Origin of the sequence: Enterocloster sp. 210928-DFI.2.20 (genome assembly GCF_020554465.1) — a bacterium.
Taxonomy (GTDB): Bacteria; Bacillota; Clostridia; order Lachnospirales; family Lachnospiraceae; genus Enterocloster; species Enterocloster bolteae.
This window is the reverse complement of the sequence record NZ_JAJCHK010000015.1, coordinates 1-18,946: the sequence shown is the minus strand read 5'-3', so window position 1 is coordinate 18,946 and position 18,946 is coordinate 1. Positions and strand designations below refer to the sequence as shown.

Here is an 18,946-nt window from a genome sequence, read left to right as displayed (position 1 = left end):
AAAAAACACCCAAATGTATGAACAAACTGTAAAAATTCTAAAAATCGTGTACAAAACAACGGAGAAATTCCGTTGTTTTTGTTATTAACAACTGATATGATTATACCAACAAGGGGAAACAAAATACAAATCAAGGAGGTTTACGTATTATGAGGAAAAAAGGATTAAGCGTTATGTTATGTGCAGCAATGGCAGCATCCCTGCTGGCAGGGTGCGGCGGCGGAAATAAGCCTGCAGAGACAACAGCAGCTCCCGCAGCAGCTGAGACAACGGCAGCAGCAGCCGACACCACGGCGGCTCCTGAGAAGTCAGAGGCTGAGACAGAGGCAGAGGCAAAGGATGACGCTGCATCCGGTGATTTGATTGTGGTTGGCTACGCCCAGGTTGGCGCTGAGTCTGACTGGAGAACAGCTAATACAGAGTCCTTCAAGTCCACCTTTACAGAGGAAAACGGCTACAAGCTGATTTTTGACGACGCACAGCAGAAACAGGAGAACCAGATTAAGGCCATCAGAAGCTTTATCCAGCAGGATGTTGACTATATCGTAGTGGCTCCCGTTGTTGAGACAGGTTGGGAAGCAGTTCTCCAGGAAGCACAGGAAGCAGGCATTCCGGTTATCCTGTCCGACCGTCAGATGGACGTGGATGAAAGCCTGTATGAGTGCTGGGTAGGCGGCAACTTCATCAAGGAAGGCGAGACAGCAGGAAACTGGCTGGCTGATTACTTAAAGGCACAGGGAAGAGACGGCGAGGACATCAACATCGTTACTCTTCAGGGAACCATCGGAGCATCCGCTCAGGTTGGTCGTACAGAAGGTTTCGGAAACATCTTAAAGCAGCATGACAACTGGAAAATGTTAGATATGCAGACAGGTGAATTCACACAGGCTAAGGGCCAGGAAGTTATGGAATCCTTCCTTAAGTCCTATGACGATATTGATGTGGTAGTAGCTGAGAACGACAACATGGCATTCGGCGCTATCGACGCAATCAAGGCAGCCGGCAAGACCTGCGGACCTGACGGCGACATCATCATCTTCTCCTTCGACGCAGTTAAGGCAGCATTTGACGCCATGATAGCCGGCGACTTAAACGCAGCATTTGAGTGCAACCCATTACACGGACCGCGTGTAGATGAGATCATCAAGAAGCTGGAGAAGGGCGAGACCGTTGAGAAGATTCAGTATGTAGACGAAGCTTACTTCGATACATCCATGGATTTAGAGTCTATCAAGGCTGAGCGTGCTTATTAATCAACATTTTCGTAACAGTTCAGGAAAGGCGGTGGGGAGAGTCGTTGCACGGCTCTCCCCCTTTTCAAGCCTGAGGCTGGATGTGTTCTAGTAACTGAGCCCTGGAAATGGGGCGTATAACGGTAGAAAGGCGGAAATCGCATGGAGCAGAACGTTGTTTTGGAAATGCGGGGAATCAACAAGAATTTCCCCGGTGTAAAGGCGCTGCAGGATGTGGATTTTACTTTGAGAAAAGGCGAAATCCATGCCCTTATGGGCGAGAATGGTGCCGGGAAGTCTACACTGATCAAGGTGCTGACCGGCGTGGAGGAGTTTGAGACCGGTACAATCCGAATGGAAGGTTCATCCAATACCATCATCAACCGGTCGCCCCAGGAAGCACAGGAAAATGGCATCAGCACGGTTTACCAGGAGGTGAACCTGTGTCCCAATCTGTCAGTGGCAGAGAACCTTTATATTGGCAGAGAACCGAAAAAAGGTCCCATGATTGACTGGAGGACCATGAAGGAGGATGCCAGGAAGCTGTTGGAGGGACTGGATGTCCACATTGATGTGACCATGGCTGTGGAGAACTATTCCATTGCCATCCAGCAGATGATTGCCATTGCCAGGGCGGTGGATATGTCGGCCAAGGTGCTGATTCTGGATGAACCCACATCCTCCCTGGACGACGGTGAGGTGGAGAAGCTGTTTGTGCTGATGAGACAGCTTAAGGACAAGGGAATCGGAATCATCTTTGTCACCCATTTCCTGGAACAGGTATATGCTGTCTGCGACAGGATTACGGTTCTTAGAAACGGAACCCTGGTGGGAGAATTCAAGGTGGAGGAGCTGCCGAGGGTACAGCTGGTGGCCAAAATGATGGGTAAGGATTTCGACGATCTGGCAGCCATCAAGAAGGAGGGCGTGTCCACGGTCAAGGAAGATGTAATCATAAGCGCCAGGGGGCTGGGCCACAAGGGAACCATCAAACCCTTCAGCCTGGATATACATAAAGGCGAGGTCATCGGCCTTACAGGACTTCTGGGATCCGGACGTTCCGAGCTGGTCCGCGCCATATACGGCGCCGATAAGCCGGACAGCGGCGAGCTGGCCGTAAAGGGGAAGAAGTTAAAGGTCAACGCTCCCATTGACGCCATGATGGAAGGCATGGCCTATCTGCCTGAGAACCGCAAGGAGGAGGGGATCATCGCGGATCTGTCTGTGCGCGAAAATATCATCATTGCCCTCCAGGCCAAGAAAGGCATGTTCAGGCTCATGAGCAGGAAGGAACAGGAGGAATTCACGGATAAATACATTGATATTCTTCAAATCAAGACAGCCGACAGGGAGACTCCTATCAAACAGCTCTCCGGCGGCAACCAGCAGAAGGTAATTCTGGGACGCTGGCTCCTGACCAATCCTGATTTTCTGATTCTGGATGAGCCTACAAGGGGAATTGATATCGGTACCAAGACAGAGATCCAGAAGCTGGTGCTGAAGCTTGCGGAGGACGGCATGTCCGTGGTGTTTATATCCTCTGAAATCGAGGAGATGCTCCGCACCTGCAGCCGTATGGCGGTCATGCGCGACGGCGGGAAGGTGGGAGAGCTTAAGGAAGACGAGCTGAGCCAGGATTCCATCATGAAGGCAATTGCAGGAGGAGGGGAAGAATGATGGGGAAACTTAAAAAGTTGACAGGTTACAGGCTGTTTCTTCCGTTATCCTGTCTTATCATAGTACTGTTAATCAATCTGATTACCACGCCCACGTTTTTTAGGATTACGATTAATAACGGCGTCCTCTACGGATATATCATTGACGTAATCAACCGTGCCAGCGAGCTGGTGGTGCTGGCCGTGGGCATGACCCTGGTGGTATCTGCCTCCGCCGGAACCGATATTTCCGTGGGCGCTGTCATGGCAGTGGCTGCGGCTGTGTGTACCAGGGTCCTGGCAGGCGGTGAGGTGTCGGTCAATGAGTATGCCAATCCCTACGTCCTGGCTGTGCTGGCAGCCCTGGCAGCGGCCGTGGTGTGCGGCGGCTTTAACGGCTTACTGGTTGCAAAGCTTAAGATACAGCCCATGGTGGCGACCCTGATTCTGTTTACTGCGGGCAGGGGTATCTCCCAGCTGGTGACAAACGGACAGATCACATACATCCGCGTGGACGGATATAAGCTGCTGGGCAACAACATACCGGGAATTCCCATTCCCACCCCAATTTTTGTGGCTGTAATCGTGGTGGCGCTCACCTATATTCTGCTGAAGAAAACAGCCATGGGAATGTACATCCAGTCCGTGGGCATCAATGAGAGGGCATCCCGGCTGGTAGGTCTTAAATCCGTGAAAATCATCTGGATGGCCTATGCGTTCTGCGGACTGTGCGCAGGTATCGCAGGACTGGTGGCATCCTCCCGCATCTATTCCGCAGACGCCAACAACATCGGCCTCAACATGGAGCTTGACGCCATCGCGGCAGTGGCCCTGGGCGGCAACTCCCTGGGCGGCGGCCGGTTCTCCCTGCTGGGATCCGTAATCGGCGCATATACCATCCAGGCCCTGACCACCACCCTCTATGCCATGAGCGTGCCTGCGGACCAGATTCCTGTATATAAGGCCATTGTGGTTATACTGATTGTGGCTGTGCAGTCAGAGGAACTTAAGAAATTCAGGAAACGTCTGGCCTCCAGACATTCATCCAAGAACGTGGAAGGAGGAGTGGCATAATGAAAAACAGAAGTGAAAAGAAAAGACTGGACGGCAACTCCTTCCTGCTGGCTGTGACCATCATATTATTCTTTGTGATGTATATAGCAGGTATCATCATGTTTGGCGGCAGAGGATTTGCAAAGGTACAGAACTTCCTCAACCTGTTCATATCCAACGCGGGCCTGATTGTGGTGGCAACCGGCATGACCATTGTCATGATTACAGGCGGTATCGACATTTCCGTTGGTTCTGTGGTGGCCATGGTGTGCATGATGCTGGCCTGGATGATGGAGAGGGGAAATATCGGTGCGTTTCCGGCCATCCTTATCGTGCTGGCAACGGGATGTATATTCGGCCTGGTACAGGGCTTTTTGGTGGCCTACCTTAAGATACAGCCCTTTATCGTGACCCTGGCGGGCATGTTCTTTGCAAGAGGCATGACCTCCATTATCAGCCAGGAGATGATCAGCATCACAAATAAGACATTTACCGGCATTGCCACATTCAAGATGTACCTGCCCTTTGGCGGTTACCTGAATAAAAAGGGAGTCATGATTTATCCTTACGTATACCCCAGTGTTATCATCGCCCTGGTGGTTCTGGCCATTGTGTTTGTAGTGCTTAAGTATACCAAGTTCGGCCGTTCCATTTACGCCATTGGCGGAAATGAGCAGTCTGCCCTGCTGCTGGGTCTGAATGTGAGAAGAATCAAGCTCCAGGCTTATGTGCTGGATGGATTCCTGGCTGGACTGGGCGGCCTTCTGTTCTGTATGAACACATGCTCCGGTTTCGTGGAGCAGGCCAAGGGATTTGAGATGGATGCCATCGCGTCCTCAGTTATCGGCGGAACCCTTCTGACCGGCGGCGTGGGAAATGTTATCGGAAGCCTTTTCGGAGTTTTGATTAAGGGAACCATCGAGTCCTTTATTACCTTCCAGGGAACGCTTTCCTCCTGGTGGGTGAGAATTACCATTGCGGCCCTTCTGTGCTTCTTCATCGTGCTTCAGAGTCTGATTGCAGCACTGAAAAGAAAGAACAAGTAAGGGGAATCACCGAAACATGGCCATCAGGCAAAAGTAAACAAAAAAGAGTTAAAAATTTAACAGAACATTGTGCCAGCAAGCCTGTCGTCGGCTTGCTGGCATTTTTTGCGTCCGGGGAACGGGATTCAGAACTATTTACAGGATGAGACAGGTCGTTTTTAGACGAAAATAGAAAAAATGACGTTAAAGTTGTACGTACAACAATAAAAAATATAAAAAAGTTCTAAATACCTATTGACAAACATGCATCAAAAATGTATAGTGTATTTAAAGAAAAACGTAAGAAATATTGACGAAACGCACAATGCAGACAGAGCGAAATCTACAAAAGTGCAAAATAGTCCAAATGAATCAGATGGTATGACGCAAGGGTTAGCTGAATTAACGAAAGTACAAGCTTGTGAACATGTACACAAGTTGTATGTATAAATTAAACCATGGGAGGTAACATATGAAACGAAAAATTTTAAGCATGATACTGGGGACGGCAATCGCAGCTTCACTGTTAACAGGATGCGGCGGCTCACAGGAGGCAGCAGCTACCACAGCGGCAGCGGCAGCAGACACAACCGCAGCAGCGGCTGATTCCAGCGCAGCGGCAGACGCAGCTACCGAGGCAGCCAAGGCAGCAACCGGGGAAGGCAAGAAGGTAGGCGTTGCCATGCCTACACAGTCATCCGAGCGCTGGATTAACGACGGTGCCAACATGAAGAAGCAGCTGGAAGCACTTGGATATGAAGTAGACCTTCAGTATGCAGAAGATGATGTGCAGATGCAGGTTTCACAGATTGAGAACATGATTGCATCCGGTGTTAACTGTCTGGTAATCGCATCCATCGACTCCTCCGCACTTGTAAACGTAGAGGAGCAGGCTAAGAACGCAGGCATCCCCATCATCGCTTATGACCGTCTTCTGATGGATACCGACGCAGTTTCCTACTATGCAACCTTTGACAACAAGGGAGTTGGTACTGCAATCGGCAACTACATAAAGGAAGCAAAGGACCTGGACGCAGCCAAGGCAGCCGGCGAGTCCTATACCATCGAGTTCTTCATGGGCTCACCTGATGACAACAACGCACTGTTCCTGTACAACGGACTGATGGAAGTTCTTCAGCCATACCTGGATGACGGAACACTGGTCTGCAAGTCCGGACGTACCTCCTTCGAGGATACATGTATCCTGAGATGGTCCCAGGAAACAGCACAGCAGAACTGCGAGAACTATCTGACCGGCTTCTATGCTGACGAGAAGTTAGACATCTGCGCAAGCGCATTTGACGGTTTCGCATACGGCTGTAAGGCTGCTCTGGAAGGCGCCGGCTACAAGGTTGGCGAGGACTGGCCGCTGATTACAGGACAGGATGCTGAGCTGATGGCAGTTAAGAACATCATTTCCGGTTACCAGACAGCAACCATTTACAAAGATACACGTCTCCTGGCTGAGAAGTGCGTAACCATGGTACAGGCTGTTCTGGAAGGCGCAGAGCCGGAAATCAACGACACCGAACAGTACAATAACGGCAAGGTTGTGGTTCCTGCTTACCTGTGCACACCGGTAGCAGTAGACAAGGACAACTATAAGGAAATTATCGTAGACGGCGGCTACTATACAGAGGAGCAGCTGGCACAGTAAAGATGATTCGGGCGGCGGCATAGGTTCCGCCGCCCGATTGCGCTTTTTACAGAGTATCTTTCAAGAAAAGGAGTTGAAAAGATGTCCGATTATATTTTGGAGATGAACCACATCACGAAGGAATTCTCGGGCGTGAAAGCCTTGGACGATGTCAATATCAAGGTAAAACGCGGAGAAATCCATGCGCTGTGCGGTGAGAACGGGGCTGGAAAGTCCACCCTGATGAATGTGCTGTCCGGCGTTTATCCCTTTGGTTCATACAGCGGGGATATCGTGTATAACGGCAATGTGTGTCAGTTCCACAGCATCAAGCAGTCTGAGGCCAAGGGCATTGTTATCATCCACCAGGAGCTGGCCCTGAGCCCGTACATGTCGGTGGCTGAGAACGTGTTTCTGGGAAATGAGCAGAAAGCAGCCAAAGGTATCATTGACTGGACACTTACCCATAAGAAGGCCCAGGAAATGCTTGAAAAGGTTGGACTGGGAGGCGAAAACCTGAACGCGCCCATCAGCAGCCTGGGCGTGGGAAAACAGCAGCTGATAGAGATTGCCAAGGCCATGGCCAAGAAGGTGGAGCTGCTGATTCTGGATGAGCCCACAGCCGCACTCAACGACGAAGAGAGCCGCCGGCTTCTGGACATCATGCTGGACCTTAAATCCCATGGAATCACCAGCATAATTATCTCCCATAAGTTGAACGAAATCAGTTATGTGGCTGATTCCATTACCGTTATCCGTGATGGAAAGACCATTGAGACCCTGGAGAAGGGCAGAGATGAATTTACGGAAGACCGCATCATCAAAGGCATGGTGGGCCGCGAGCTGACCAACCGTTACCCGGAACGGCACTGTGAAATTGGTGATACGATTTTCGAGATAAAGGACTGGAATGTGTACCATTCCGACGACGCCCAGAGGCAGGTCATCAAGGACGTTTCCCTTCATGTGCGCAAAGGCGAGGTTGTGGGCCTGGCAGGACTTATGGGCGCGGGCAGGACCGAGCTGGCCATGAGCATATTCGGCAGGTCCTACGGACAGAAAATAAGCGGTACCATTAAGATAAACGGCAGGGAAGTACATATAAAGGACGTTAAGGACGCCATCAACAACAAACTGGCATACGTGTCCGAGGACAGGAAGAATTATGGACTTGTGCTGATTAAGGATATCAAGTGGAATATGACCCTGTCCGCCATGAGAAATTTCTTTTCCAAGAACGGTGTTCTCAATGAAAATGATGAGATTCTGGCTGCGGAGGATTACAAGAAGAAAATTAACATCAAGTCTAATTCCATTAACCAGACCGTGGGCTCCCTATCGGGCGGCAACCAGCAGAAGGTGGTTCTTGCCAAGTGGATGCTGACACAGCCGGATGTGCTGATTCTGGATGAGCCTACCAGGGGTATTGACGTAGGCGCCAAGTATGAGATTTACTGCGTCATCAATGAACTGGCCAAGTCAGGCAAGGCGGTAATCGTCATCTCCTCTGAGATGCAGGAGGTAATCGGTACCTGTGACCGTGTATACGTCATCAACGAAGGACGGATTGCAGGAGAGCTGACCAAGGAAGAGGTAACCCAGGAACGAATCATGAAATGTATTATGGCGGATAATGGAAAGGAAGCGTAGAGATGGATAAGAAGAAAACAGTTAATATTGATATGAAGCAGTATGGCATGGTACTTGCTTTAATCGCGGTGTTCTTGATTTTCGCAGTCATGACCGGCGGAAAGAATATGTCGCCGGCCAACATCAACAACCTGATCATGCAGAACGGATATGTGGTTATCCTGGCAGTTGGTATGCTGTTATGCTGTCTGACAGGAAACATTGACCTGGGCGTCGGCTCTATCGTGGCCCTGTGCGGCGCAACCGTAGGTATCCTGATGATTGACTACCACACCAATATGTGGGTCGCCATCCTGGCTGCCCTGGCAGTGGGCGCCCTGGCCGGTATGTTCGTGGGTCTGTTTGTATCCAAGCTCAGCATTCCGCCGTTCATCGTAACCCTGGCAACCATGCTTATGGGCCGCGGACTTACATATACCCTGTTAAAGGCCCAGACAAAGGGACCCCTTCCCACCAGTTATACTTACATCGGCGCAGGCTTTCTGCCAACTGTGAAGATTCCCTTTGGAAACGGCACCCTGGACCTGGTTTCCATTATTGTGGCAGGCATTGCCACGGTACTGGTTATTATGGCAGAGCTTAAGAGCATTAATACCAAGAAAAAATATGGTTTCTCAACCAATCCATTGTGGCAGGTTATTATAAAGGAAGCCGTCATTCTGATGATCGTATGGTTCTTCTTCTACAAGCTGTCACGCTATAACGGCATCCCGTTTGTGCTGGTCATCATGGGCGTACTGGTGGGCCTGTATCATTTCATCACCAGCAAGACCGTTGCCGGACGCCAGATATACGCCCTGGGCGGCAATGCCAAGGCGGCAAAGCTTTCCGGTATCAATACTGAGAAAGTGTTCTTCTGGGTATACACCAACATGGGTATTTTAAGTGCTATTGCAGGTATCGTGCTTTCCGCACGTAACGCCTCCGCAACCCCCAAGGCCGGCGACGGTTTTGAGATGGATGCCATTGCCTCCTGTTACATCGGCGGCGCGGCTACCAGCGGCGGTATCGGAACCATCATAGGAGCTGTGGTAGGTGCTTTTATCATGGGTATCCTGAACAATGGTATGTCCCTCTACGGATGGTCCACCGACATCCAGAAAATCGTAAAAGGCGCTGTACTTTTAGGTGCGGTTACGGTAGACTTGTTATCAAAGAGGAAAAAAGGATAGGTTTTGATTATGGGTACACAGGAGCTGAAATATAAAGCAGTCTATAACTGGGTGTTGGACAACATTAACAGCGGGGCTTTGAAGGTGGGCGAAAAGCTGCCTTCGGAGAATGAACTCAGCGAGCGTTTCGGTCTGAGCCGCCAGACGGTGCGCCATGCCGTGGATATTCTGGAGCAGCAGAAGCTGGTCTTACGGGTGCGGGGAAGCGGTACGTATGTGGGCGGCAACGGCAAGGCGGAGCGCCAGGAGCGGTACATGAACATCGCTGTAATCAGTACCTATGTGGACAGCTATATTTTCCCTCCTGTGGTGCGGGGAATCGAGAGGGTTCTCTCCAAAAAAGGTTACACCACCCAGATTGCCTTTACCGGCAACCGGGTCAGCAGGGAACAGGACATATTGAATAACCTGATCGACAAAGACATTATAGACGGACTGATTGTGGAGCCGGCCAAAAGCGCCCTCCCCAATCCAAATCTGCATTACTACCAGGAGCTTAAGGAACGGGGAATCCCGATTCTGTTCTTCAACAGCCGGTATCCGGAGCTGGAGCTGCCCTGCGTGTCCATGAACGACGAGCAGGTGGGCAAAAAGGCTGTGGAATATCTGATTAAGAACGGCCACCGGAATATCGGAGGCGTGTTCAAAAGCGATGACGGACAGGGGCATTTGAGGTATAAGGGGTTTCTGTCAGGCATGCTGGAGGCAGGAATCAAGGTAAAGGATGCCAATGTGGTATGGCTGGACACGGAAGATTTTCTGGACCTGGACCAGTGGGCGGATTATCTGTTTCGCAGACTGGAAAGCTGTACGGGAGTGGTATGCTATAACGATGAGGTGGCCTATGTGCTGTCAGGACTCTGCGAGAAGCGGGGCATTGCCATCCCGGACCAGCTGTCTGTTGTCAGCATTGACAACTCGGACCTGGCAACCCTGGCCGGCGTAAAGCTTACCTCCTTCCCGCACCCCATGGAGGCGCTGGGCAGGAAAGCAGCAGAGAACATGATAAGTATGATTGAAAATCCCTATTTTGACGGTAACTATCTGTTTGATTCGGATATCATTGAGCGGGATTCGGTAAAGGTCCTGAAACAGCCGCATAAGGAGGAAATGTAATGGGTGCAAAAACCGGTGCAAAGAAAGAAGAAAATGCCGCGAAACCAACTCAGATAACCGTAATACTGCGTCTGGCGGCAGGAGGCTATCTTGTATACCTGGCCTTTGGCCTGCTGCAGGAGTTTTTAAAACCTGCGGGCGGAGGCAAGATGGTACAGCTTGGCTGTGCAGTTCTTTTTGGCGCCATAGGTGCATTTCTGGCCGGCTGGTCCCTTAAGAAATTCATAAAAGGCGAATATATTAAGTATGGCGAGATTCCGGATGATGAGGAAGAAGAACAGACAGAAGATTGACAGACAGCGATGCGCCAACCGGCCGGCAGCGGCCTGAGGGGCTGACAATTAAGGAGGATGAGAGATATGATAGCAGTAAAGAATTATAAGTTCTGGTTCTGTACAGGTTCACAGGATCTCTATGGAGATGAGTGCCTGGCACATGTGGCGGAGCATTCGGGAATCATTGTGGACAGTCTTAATAAATCAGGCATCCTGCCCTATGAGGTGGTGTGGAAACCCACACTGATTACCAATGAGCTGATCCGCAGGACGTTTAACGAGGCAAATGCGGATGAGGAGTGTGCAGGCGTCATCACCTGGATGCATACATTTTCACCGGCCAAGTCCTGGATTTTGGGACTGCAGGAATACAGAAAGCCCCTGATGCATTTTCATACACAGTTTAACCAGGAGATTCCCTATGATACCATTGACATGGATTTCATGAATGAGAACCAGTCCGCTCACGGAGACAGGGAATACGGCCACATGGTGACACGCATGGGCATAGAGAGAAAGGTCATTGTGGGCCACTGGAGCGATGAGAAGGTGGTGGGCCGCATAGCCGCATGGATGCGCACTGCTGTGGGCATCATGGAGAGCAGCCATGTCAGGGTGGCAAGGTTTGCGGACAACATGAGGAATGTGGCTGTCACCGAAGGCGACAAGGTAGAGGCCCAGATGAAGTTTGGCTGGGAAGTGGACGCTTACCCGGTCAATGAGCTGGCCGAGTATGTAAAGGCTGTGCCAAAGGGAGATATCACAGCCCTGGTGGACGAGTATTACAGCAAGTACACCATCCTGCCGGAAGGCAGGGATCCGGAGGAATTTAAGCGCCATGTGGCGGTACAGGCCCAGATTGAGGCCGGCCTTGAGAAGTTCCTTTTAGAAAAGGATTACCACGCCATCGTTACCCACTTTGGGGATTTGGGCGAGCTGCAGCAGCTTCCCGGTCTGGCTATCCAGCGTCTCATGGAAAAGGGATACGGATTCGGCGCAGAGGGCGACTGGAAGACGGCTGCCATGGTCAGGCTGATGAAGATTATGACCCAGGGCATGAAGGACGCCAAGGGAACCTCTTTCATGGAAGATTATACATACAACTTAGTGCCTGGCAAGGAGGGAATCCTGGAAGCCCACATGCTGGAGGTATGCCCCACCATTGCAGACGGGGAAATCAGCATCAAGGCCTGCCCGCTGTCCATGGGTGACAGGGAGGACCCGGCCAGACTTGTATTCACATCCAAGACAGGCCATGGTATCGCCACATCTTTAGTGGATCTGGGCACAAGGTTCCGCCTGATTATCAACGATGTGGAGTGCAAAAAAACAGAAAAGCCAATGCCTAAGCTTCCTGTGGCAACCGCGTTCTGGACGCCGGAGCCAAACCTGGCAACCGGGGCAGAAAGCTGGATTCTGGCAGGCGGCGCCCACCATACGGCGTTCTCCTATGACCTGACGGCCGAGCAGATGGGAGACTGGGCTGATGCCATGGGTATTGAGACAGTCTATATTGACAAGGACACAAGCATCCGCGCTCTTAAGAACGAGCTTCGCTGGAATGCGGCAGCTTACAGGTAGGCATGAGGCAGAATGCTTTGCGTCCGGAAGCTGCGGCGGTTTGAGGCGGCCTGCGGATTAGGAACAGGATATATGGGGCGGACCCTGGGAGCATATTTTTTATGTGCCCTCAGGCCCGCTCCTTAATGAGTAAGTGGAGGGGCAATTCATGAGTTTAGATATAAATAAGATAAAAGAACAGATTGAGCATGGAAATACTTCCCTGGGCATAGAGCTGGGCTCCACCAGGATTAAGGCAGTCCTTATCGGTGAGGACCACACACCCATTGCCTCCGGCAGTCATGATTGGGAAAACAGGTATGTGGATCACATCTGGACCTATACCCTGGAGGATATCTGGACCGGCATCCGGGACTGCTACGGCAAAATGGCTGAGGATGTGAAGGAAACCTACGGCATCACCCTGACCACCATTGGTTCCATTGGTTTTTCAGCCATGATGCACGGTTATATGGCATTTGATAAAGAGGGCGAGCTTCTGGTGCCCTTCCGCACCTGGAGGAACACCATTACAGGTCCTGCCGCCGGGAAGCTGACAGAGGTATTCCGGTACAATATCCCTCAGAGATGGAGCATTGCCCATCTCTACCAGGCCATCCTCAATAAAGAAGAGCATGTGAAGGATATCGACTACCTCATTACACTGGAGGGATATGTGCACTGGAAGCTGACAGGCAGACGTGTTCTGGGCATTGGTGATGTGGCAGGCATGTTCCCGGTGGACATCCATGCCAGGGATTTTGACCAGAAGCGCGTGGAACAGTTTGACCAACTGGTGGCAGGAGAGAATTTCCCATGGAAGCTGCGGGACATCTTGCCCAAGGCTCTGGTGGCGGGAGAGGACGCAGGTGTCCTGACGGAAGAAGGGGCAAAGCTTCTTGATGCATCCGGAAACCTGAAAGCCGGCATTCCCATGTGTCCGCCGGAGGGCGACGCAGGCACCGGCATGGCGGCCACCAACAGCGTGGCTGTGCGCACCGGAAACGTGTCTGCCGGTACCAGCGTGTTTGCCATGGTGGTATTGGAAAAGGAACTGGAGCACGTATATCCTGAGATTGATCTGGTGACCACGCCGGCCGGCGATATGGTAGCCATGGTGCACTGCAACAACTGTACGTCGGATTTGAATGCATGGGTGAACCTGTTTAAGGAGTTCTCAGAGGCCATGGGTATGAAGGCAGATATGAACCAGCTCTTTGGAACCCTTTACAACAAGGCCCTGGAGGGAGATTCCGACTGCGGCGGACTGCTGGCCTACAATTATTTCTCAGGAGAGCACATCACACACTTTGAGGAAGGCCGTCCCCTGTTTGTGCGTATGCCGGACAGCCGGTTTAACCTGGCAAATTTCATGAGAGTACACCTGTATACATCCCTGGGCGCCCTTAAGACCGGCATGGATATCCTGCTTAAGAAGGAGCATGTGAAGGTGGACAGTATTCTGGGCCACGGCGGTCTCTTTAAGACAAAGGGTGTGGGACAGAGAATCCTGGCAGGAGCCATGAACGCGCCGGTGTCTGTCATGGAGACAGCCGGTGAAGGCGGTGCCTGGGGCATTGCGCTGCTGGCCTCCTACATGCGGTGCAGGCAGGAGGGCGAGACCCTGGACGCTTACCTGGCCAACAAGGTTTTTGCCGGGGATAAGGGAACCAGAATGGAGCCTGTGAAAGAGGATGTGGAAGGATTCGAGGCATTCATGAAGCGGTATGCAGAGGGGCTTGCCATTGAGAAGGCTGCTGTGGAGCATATGAAGGATTAAGCTGTGAGCAAGAAGGATTAAGCTGTGAGCAAGAAGGACTAAGTTGTGGAGCACAGAAGGATTAACAGGAACGGGAGCGGATACAGATTATGTTAGAAGAATTGAAACAAAAGGTATATGAAGCCAATATGGAGCTGCCCCGCAGGGGCCTTATCACCTACACCTGGGGAAATGTAAGCGGAATTGACCGGGAAAAGGGACTGTTTGTCATAAAGCCCAGCGGGGTGGATTACGACGTGTTAAAGCCATCTGATATGGTGGTCATGGACCTGGAGGGCAATAAGGTGGAAGGTGAGATGAACCCGTCCTCCGACACAGCCACCCATGTGGAGCTGTACAATGCGTTTAAGGAGATTGGCGGTATTGTCCATACCCATTCCCCTCATGCAACGGCCTGGGCACAGGCAGGCAGGGCTCTTCCCTGCTACGGCACCACCCATGCGGACTATTTTTACGGTGAGATTCCCTGCGCCAGAAACCTGACGGCAGAGGAAATCGAGGAAGGCTACGAGATGAATACTGGAAGGGTTATCATTGAGACCTTCCAGGGCAAGAACCCGGTTTACATTCCGGCTGTGCTTTGTAAAAACCATGGTCCCTTTACATGGGGGAAGGACGCGGCTGAGGCTGTCCACAATGCCGTTGTGCTGGAGGAGATTGCCAGGATGAATTTCATGACGGAACTCATCAATCCCCAGGCAGGACCAGCTCCCCAGTGTATGCAGGATAAGCATTTCATGCGCAAGCATGGGCCCAATGCTTATTACGGACAGGGGAAATAAATGCAGCAGATGTATATGAAATAGTAAGAAGGCCTTCGGGGCAGTCCTGTGTTTTTGGATTTGCCCTGGGGGCTTTTTTTGTTTTGTATTTTGTCTGTTTAAATGGTATGCTTCATGATACAATATATATATATACTTTTTGTGAGCAGGATTCAGATATATAGAAATGGATTCCGAAAAAGTAAGTGAGATAAATGGGCATGGCTGCTGCCGGAGGATAAGGAAGATGGATTTTTATAAACGGGTGGGAATTACGGTGAGGACAGTGCCGGAAGGAAAGGTAGCTACCTATGGTCAAATCGCCCTGCTCTGCGGAAAACCGAAAAACGCAAGGCAGGTGGGTTATGCGCTGAACCGCGGTCTGGCCGGAGAAGTTCCGGCCCACCGTGTGGTCAACAGCCAGGGATATCTGACCGGCGCAGCGTCCTTTGAACATCCGGACCTGCAGAGAATGCTTCTGGAGGAGGAAGAGGTCCTGGTATCGGCGGAGGGACGCGTGGACATGAAACGGGATGGATGGAAGAATACGCTGGAGGACGCCCTCAGGCTGAAGGAGATATTTGAGCGGGAGGGGATATGAATTCCGGAGGATGGATGATATATGGCGGAGAGAAAATATGCGTCGGAGAGAAACCATGTGACGGGGAGAACCATGAGACGGAGAAAAACCATGTGACGGAGAGAAAACATGTGACAGCGTAACGTTGACAATGAAAGAGCAGCAGAGGAGGCAGCGGAAAAAACCATGGAATAGCAGTTTGCAGGATGGAGAAAGAAGTTTTTTGTAATTTGGACCGGCCAGGGTATATCGACCCTGACCAGCTCTATTGTACAAATGGCAATCATATGGTATATAACCGGAAAGACAAAGTCAGCGGCCGTTCTTTCCTTTGCAACGCTGGCCGGGTTCCTGCCCCAGGCCGTACTGGGAATGTTCATCGGCGTGCTGATTGACCAGCATGACAGGAAGAAAATCATGATTTGCTCGGATCTGGTGATGTCCTCAGCCTGTGTGGCACTGGCTGTTTCAGGTATTTGGGGGGACATTCCGATCTGGCTGATTTTTATTGTATTATTCATCCGAAGCATTGGCAATGCGTTTTATGCCCCGTCCCTTCAGGCTATTATGCCGTCCATCTTACCAAAGGACCAGCTGACAAAATACGCCGGTTATTCACAGAGCTTTGAATCTGCGTCCATGATAGCCAGTCCTGCCATTGCGGCTGTATTGTACAGTATGTTTCCGCTGAAAGCCATTCTGATGCTGGATGTGTTGGGAGCGTTTTTTACAGTGGGTACCCTGGCGGCAGTGGATATACCGGGAATTTTCAGGGAAGATAAGGAAAAAACGAATCTTCTGGCAGAGGTCAAGGAGGGGTACAACGTTATGCGCAGTGTACCCGGAATGCGGGAGCTGCTGGTGATTGGCGCATTATATGCAGTCATATATTTTCCCATAGGGACCCTGTATCCTCTGATTACCATGTCTTATTTTAACGGCAGTGTCAGGGAATCGGGGCTGGTGGAGACTGTTTTTGCAGCTGGTACCCTGGTTGGCTCTGTTTCCCTGGGTATATGGGGCGGACGGATAGACAAGATAAAGGCTATCGCCGGGTCCATAGGTATATATGGAGCCGGTACCCTGATAACCGGCCTGCTGCCTCCACAAGGATTTTATATCTTTGCCTTCCTGTCATTTTTCATGGGAATCTCTGTCCCCTTTTATTTTGGGGTACAGACATCCATTTATCAGATCAAAATTCAGGGGGAATACCTGGGCAGGGCGCTGTCATTGTCCGGCAGTATCAGCATGGCGGCAATGCCGCTGGGGCTTGTTCTGTCAGGAGCCCTGGCCGGTCCGCTGGGAATCGAGAACTGGTTTCTGATATCCGGCGGGGCAACACTGGGGATAGCGGTGTTTGCCTTAACTCTTCCTGCTTTGCGGCACTGTATGGACGGATGATTCCGGCAAAGTATGTCTCAGGGAGGCAATCCATGATTCAATTGCCTGGGCCAGGATGAACTGTTGCTGCAGCACTGCCATACCTGTCTCAGGAATCTCCGGCAAATGTTCTTTCAGCGAGATATTTTCTTCCAGGTATGTTTTTAAAATGTTCACGTTCTGTTCAATCCTGTCCAGACAATCTGCCTGATTGTCCGGGGACAGGCTTGGCAGATTTACAATGACGGAGTTAAAATCCAGAAAGATGTGGATTGGTTTGGACGCAATTTCCAACATCAGGCCTTCAAATGCCTGTTCACCGGCTTCTGTCAGGGAATAGACTGCCTTTTCCGGCATTTTTCCTTCTTTTATCATATTGCTCTTAATATATCCCTTTTCTTCCAGCTGGATTACTTTTTTGTAGATGGATGGGGTGCTGATTTTCACCCACTTTGAAATGTTCCGGTATTCTACCAGCTTCTGGATATCATAGGCGCTCAGGGATTCCTTTTTTAAAATACCCAGTACAATTAAATCTATGGTTGCCATGGCGACCTCCTTTTTTCTCTTGACAAGTACTATAAATTATAGTATCATGTGCCCTATGGCCATTTTACTATAATTTATAGTACTATATTTTACAAGTTGTGTCAAGTGAAAGGAGAGTACAAGATGGAAGGACGTAATAAGAAAATGGAGCTGCTGGGAAACGCGCCCATACCAAAGGTACTGTTAGCCATGGGGCTGCCCACCATGATTGGAATGATGATTAATGCGCTGTATAACCTGGTGGATGCTTATTTTGTGGGAGGTCTGGGGACAAGTCAGATGGGGGCGATTTCCGTTGCGTTTCCCCTGGGGCAGGTCGTGGTAGGATTGGGCTTACTCTTTGGAAACGGCGGGGCATCCTATATATCCAGACTGTTAGGCCGCGGGGACAGGGAGACTGCGGACAGGGCGGCAAGCACGGCCCTGTACAGCAGTATTTTTGTGGGAGCGGCGGTCATCCTTTGCGCGGTCATTTTTTTGAAGCCCCTGTTAAAGTGTCTGGGAGCAACGGACAGTATACTTCCCTATGCTGTTACATACGCGGGTATTTATGTGGTGTCATCCATATTCAATGTGTTTAACGTCACCATGAATAATATTGTGACCAGCGAGGGCGCAGCCAGGACCACCATGTGCGTTCTGCTGACAGGCGCTGCGTTTAATATGGTCCTGGATCCTGTTTTTATCTATGTCCTGAAGCTGGGAGTGGCTGGAGCAGCCATTGCCACGGCTATTTCACAGGCAGTTTCCACCCTGATCTATCTGTATTATGTTATCAGCGGAAGGAGCATGTTCAGCTTTCGTTTCAGGAACTGCTGTTTTTCCAATGAAATCATGTCTGAGATACTGAAAATAGGGATTCCCACTCTGGCCTTCCAGCTGCTGACCAGCCTCTCCATCACCATGATTAATATGCAGGCAAAGCCGTATGGGGACTCTGTGATTGCCGGGATGGGAGCTGTCACAAGAATGATTTCCCTGGGAAGCCTGATGGTATTTGGATTCATCAAAGGATTTCAGCCCATTGCCGGTTATAATTACGGGGCAGGGAACTATGAGCGCCTTCATGAGGCAATCAGGATATCGGTGGTGTGGTCCACCCTGTTCTGCGCGGTATTCGGACTTACTATGGCAGTTTTCTCCGGCCCTGTCATTTCACGGTTTACAAAGAACGACATGGAAATGATCCGTATAGGACAAAAGGCTCTTAAGGCCAATGGATTATCCTTCCTGTTATTTGGATTCTACACCGTGTATTCCTCTCTGTTCCTGGCTCTTGGAAAGGCAGGGGAGGGGTTTGTTCTTGGGGCATGCAGACAGGGAATTTGTTTTGTTCCCATTATCCTGGTTTTCCCGGCGCTGTGGGGATTAAACGGCATCCTGTATGCGCAGCCGGCAGCAGATGTTCTCTCCGCCATGACAGCCTTATTCATGGCTGTTCATTTGAATAGGGATATAGGAAAGAATGATCTCTCGGAATCTTGAGTGATCATGCCAGCAAAACTCTGGCATTGAACTT

At 50.7% G+C, this 18,946-nt stretch carries 17 protein-coding genes; 16 read left to right on the top strand and 1 reads right to left on the bottom strand.

What is annotated here, in order from left to right; translation table 11 throughout:
- The first annotated feature begins 149 nt into the window (after positions 1–149).
- From LI015_RS14710 to LI015_RS14645, 15 genes are all read left to right on the top strand, one after another.
- On the top strand, positions 150–1,253 hold the full coding sequence (locus LI015_RS14710) for an ABC transporter substrate-binding protein (RefSeq protein ID WP_002565184.1): 1,104 nt from the start codon (positions 150–152) through the stop codon (positions 1,251–1,253).
- Between the two features lie 141 nt (positions 1,254–1,394).
- A complete protein-coding gene (locus LI015_RS14705; protein ID WP_002565183.1) occupies positions 1,395–2,909 on the top strand; it encodes a sugar ABC transporter ATP-binding protein in 1,515 nt (504 codons plus the stop codon).
- The gene (locus LI015_RS14700) at positions 2,906–3,961 is read left to right on the top strand and encodes an ABC transporter permease (RefSeq protein ID WP_002565182.1); all 1,056 of its coding nucleotides are present in this window, start codon (positions 2,906–2,908) and stop codon (positions 3,959–3,961) included. Before LI015_RS14705 ends, LI015_RS14700 begins: the two co-directional genes overlap by 4 nt.
- Entirely contained in the window at positions 3,961–4,986 is a 1,026-nt protein-coding gene (locus LI015_RS14695; RefSeq protein WP_002572249.1) for an ABC transporter permease subunit, read from the top strand. The genes LI015_RS14700 and LI015_RS14695 overlap by 1 nt, the downstream gene beginning before the upstream one ends.
- A gap of 451 nt (positions 4,987–5,437) precedes the next feature.
- Positions 5,438–6,622: a multiple monosaccharide ABC transporter substrate-binding protein gene (gene chvE, locus LI015_RS14690; protein WP_002565180.1), complete on the top strand. Its 1,185-nt coding sequence runs from the start codon at positions 5,438–5,440 to the stop codon at positions 6,620–6,622.
- Between the two features lie 81 nt (positions 6,623–6,703).
- Positions 6,704–8,251, top strand: coding sequence for a multiple monosaccharide ABC transporter ATP-binding protein (gene mmsA, locus LI015_RS14685; protein ID WP_002565179.1), 1,548 nt, complete (start codon positions 6,704–6,706; stop codon positions 8,249–8,251).
- 2 nt (positions 8,252–8,253) lie between these two features.
- Complete coding sequence (gene mmsB, locus LI015_RS14680; protein WP_002565178.1) at positions 8,254–9,423, top strand: multiple monosaccharide ABC transporter permease; 1,170 nt, start codon at positions 8,254–8,256, stop codon at positions 9,421–9,423.
- Positions 9,424–9,432: 9 nt separating this feature from the next.
- On the top strand, positions 9,433–10,539 hold the full coding sequence (locus LI015_RS14675; protein ID WP_054354725.1) for a GntR family transcriptional regulator: 1,107 nt from the start codon (positions 9,433–9,435) through the stop codon (positions 10,537–10,539).
- Positions 10,539–10,832: a hypothetical protein gene (locus tag LI015_RS14670; protein ID WP_002565176.1), complete on the top strand. Its 294-nt coding sequence runs from the start codon at positions 10,539–10,541 to the stop codon at positions 10,830–10,832. The genes LI015_RS14675 and LI015_RS14670 overlap by 1 nt, the downstream gene beginning before the upstream one ends.
- 66 nt (positions 10,833–10,898) lie before the next feature.
- Positions 10,899–12,395: an L-arabinose isomerase gene (araA, locus tag LI015_RS14665; RefSeq protein ID WP_002565175.1), complete on the top strand. Its 1,497-nt coding sequence runs from the start codon at positions 10,899–10,901 to the stop codon at positions 12,393–12,395.
- A gap of 148 nt (positions 12,396–12,543) precedes the next feature.
- Complete coding sequence (locus LI015_RS14660) at positions 12,544–14,154, top strand: xylulokinase (RefSeq protein ID WP_002572252.1); 1,611 nt, start codon at positions 12,544–12,546, stop codon at positions 14,152–14,154.
- Positions 14,155–14,243: 89 nt separating this feature from the next.
- Positions 14,244–14,936, top strand: a complete 693-nt coding sequence (locus LI015_RS14655; protein WP_002565173.1) for an L-ribulose-5-phosphate 4-epimerase — start codon at positions 14,244–14,246, stop codon at positions 14,934–14,936.
- A gap of 226 nt (positions 14,937–15,162) precedes the next feature.
- Positions 15,163–15,516, top strand: coding sequence for an MGMT family protein (locus LI015_RS14650; protein WP_002565172.1), 354 nt, complete (start codon positions 15,163–15,165; stop codon positions 15,514–15,516).
- Positions 15,513–15,638: a hypothetical protein gene (locus LI015_RS28255; protein WP_264468435.1), complete on the top strand. Its 126-nt coding sequence runs from the start codon at positions 15,513–15,515 to the stop codon at positions 15,636–15,638. Before LI015_RS14650 ends, LI015_RS28255 begins: the two co-directional genes overlap by 4 nt.
- A gap of 85 nt (positions 15,639–15,723) precedes the next feature.
- Entirely contained in the window at positions 15,724–16,899 is a 1,176-nt protein-coding gene (locus LI015_RS14645; protein ID WP_227125546.1) for an MFS transporter, read from the top strand.
- On the opposite strand, the gene LI015_RS14640 is transcribed toward LI015_RS14645, so the two are convergent.
- Positions 16,861–17,427, bottom strand: coding sequence for a PadR family transcriptional regulator (locus tag LI015_RS14640; protein WP_002565169.1), 567 nt, complete (start codon positions 17,425–17,427; stop codon positions 16,861–16,863). The genes LI015_RS14645 and LI015_RS14640 overlap by 39 nt on opposite strands.
- 123 nt (positions 17,428–17,550) lie before the next feature.
- On the opposite strand from LI015_RS14640, the gene LI015_RS14635 reads away from it, so the two are divergent.
- Positions 17,551–18,912, top strand: coding sequence for an MATE family efflux transporter (locus LI015_RS14635; protein ID WP_227125495.1), 1,362 nt, complete (start codon positions 17,551–17,553; stop codon positions 18,910–18,912).
- Positions 18,913–18,946: the final 34 nt, after the last annotated feature.